This window comes from Wolbachia endosymbiont of Glossina morsitans morsitans, from assembly GCF_000689175.1.
In the GTDB taxonomy this organism is placed as follows: domain Bacteria; phylum Pseudomonadota; class Alphaproteobacteria; order Rickettsiales; family Anaplasmataceae; genus Wolbachia; species Wolbachia pipientis.
The window spans coordinates 3,913-6,017 of record NZ_AWUH01000190.1 but is presented as its reverse complement, the minus strand read 5'-3'; the positions used below and the strand labels follow the sequence as shown (position 1 = coordinate 6,017).

2 protein-coding genes and 2 pseudogenes are annotated in these 2,105 nt (G+C 40.0%); 3 read left to right on the top strand and 1 reads right to left on the bottom strand.

The genetic code is table 11. From position 1 onward, the window contains the following. Positions 1 to 150 precede the first annotated feature (150 nt). The 3 genes and pseudogenes from WGMM_RS04840 to WGMM_RS04830 all read left to right on the top strand — a co-directional run. A complete protein-coding gene (locus WGMM_RS04840) occupies positions 151 to 357 on the top strand; it encodes a hypothetical protein (protein ID WP_038250894.1) in 207 nt (68 codons plus the stop codon). A 66-nt stretch (positions 358 to 423) separates the two neighbouring features. Next, entirely contained in the window at positions 424 to 636 is a 213-nt protein-coding gene (locus tag WGMM_RS04835) for a hypothetical protein (RefSeq protein WP_038250892.1), read from the top strand. A gap of 5 nt (positions 637 to 641) precedes the next feature. Continuing rightward, positions 642 to 1,489 (top strand): annotated as a pseudogene (locus WGMM_RS04830) (2Fe-2S iron-sulfur cluster-binding protein); the annotation flags it as partial. A 339-nt stretch (positions 1,490 to 1,828) separates the two neighbouring features. On the opposite strand, the pseudogene WGMM_RS04825 reads toward WGMM_RS04830, so the two are convergent. After that, positions 1,829 to 2,102, bottom strand: a pseudogene (locus WGMM_RS04825) (hypothetical protein); the annotation flags it as partial. Between the last annotated feature and the right edge of the window lie 3 nt (positions 2,103 to 2,105).

Genomic DNA, 2,105 nt, shown 5'->3' with positions numbered 1-2,105 from the left:
TTAATAGCTAAACGACAATCGTCATCCCGCTGCTTGTTAGCGGGATCTATGCTTTGAGATACCACGAATAAATCGCGGTATGACGTAGAGCTCGCGTTAGCTATACTTTTATGCTTACCAACTCAGTATCCAATCAAAACCTGGATTTCAGTGTCAAGCACTGAAATGACACCAAAAGGGCTACTGCTGTTTTGGATGGAAACCAGTGTCAGCTACTTGAATCTGCCACGCAAATTGCCTGCAAATTGCAATGTTCGTACAGCTGTGCGTCATGCGCTGGAATGGCATCAAGGGGTAACTTTTTATTTAAACAATGATTGTAAAATGATTATAATAAGAGATCTATTGAAATTTTAAAGTTATTAAATATTGACGCTATACACTTAAGTGTTAAAATAGAATGAAAAGTTTTTAGGAATTTATATGGCAGCAGGTGGGAAAGCAAAGACAGCTAGTAAAAATAACCCTACTCAGCGTAAGAAAGCTGAGCAAAGAATGTATAAAGATAAACCGGTAAAACCTGTTAGATATATAGATCGTGATTCGCGCATGAATTATATGTCTGCTCAATATGACAACGGCAATCTGGTTGAAGATGAGGTAAGCGGCAATCCTATAAAGTGGGAAGCTGTATAATAATTGTGGTTAAAGTTACTATTAATTCTAAGGAATGTGAAGTAGAGCATGGGCTCACTATAATTCAAGCTTGTGAAGTTGTGGGCGTTGAAATTCCACGTTTTTGTTATCATGAGCGTTTAGCAATTGCTGGTAATTGCAGAATGTGTTTGGTTGAAGTGGAGGGTGGACCTCCAAAACCAGTAGCCTCTTGTGCAATGCCAGTTGCAGAAGGGATGGTTATTCACACTGATACCCCTAAGGTTAAAAAAGCACGTGAAGGTGTGCTTGAGTTTTTGCTAATTAACCACCCGCTTGATTGCCCAATTTGCGATCAAGGTGGTGAATGCGATTTGCAAGATATCACGATGGCTTATGGGAAAGGAACCAGCAGACTTGATGAGCATAAGAGGGCTGTGCCAAAAAACACTTCGGACCACTGATTGAGACTGCGATGAATCGATGCATTCATTGCACTCGGTGTGTTTGATTTTTGTCTGATGTTGCAGGTACAAATGAACTTGGAGGAATCGGAAGGGGAGAAAATGTAGAGATTAGCACTTACATAAAAAGGCATATTAGTTCTGAATTATCTAGAAATATCATAGATCCCTGCCCGGTAGGAGCTTTAACTTCAAAGCCTTACTCCTTTACAGCGCGTCCATGGGAGCTATCACATTGTGAGACTATAGATGTGCTAGATGCTGTGGGTAGCGCACTAGATGCTGTGGGTAGCGCAATTAGAGTTGATTATCGTGGCTCGGAGGTTATGAGGATATTACCAAGGCTGAGCGAAGAGGTAAATGAAGAATGGATATCAGATAAAACATGCTTTGCCTATGATGGACTAAAAGTTCAGCGTCTTGATCGACCAGTATAATCCAGTTAAAAAGTCCGCTTCTTGTCAGCGGGATCTATGGTGAGATACCGCGAATGAATCCATAGCTGTACGAACATTCATTTTTGAAGGTAAATTGCACAGCAAATGGTGTCATTCCAGTGCTCTTTTTTTGTCATCCCAGTCTGGGATCTATTTTGCATGTAACTCCAATTGTGTTTTGGCATAAAACGCGACACGTATTAGACTTATTTGCAAGCAAAGCTTGCTAGATCCAAGTAGTCAGGGCACTGGAATGACACCATAGGAGCACTGACGTCATAAAGGAACCAGTGTCAGCTACTTGGATGACAGCTAGCCTAACAACCGTTATCCCGCTGCTTGGTGAGAATTTCCAGCGTATTCGTTAGTATAGTTATTAAAATAAAAACGCACACTATCAAGTGCAGAAAGTTTCGCATTTTCCAATAATTCCAGCTCAATATCTTCCTTATTCCTTTCAACAATTTTCTCTTCTTCTGTTAAACAATAAATTTTTGTGCCAGTCAAAATTCTTTGGTGCTTCATACCAATCATTTCCAGTTGGCTTGTTTTCAAGTGTTGTTGTTTCAATCTGCTTGTGGTTTTCAAAACGTATATAAATAGTCACAAT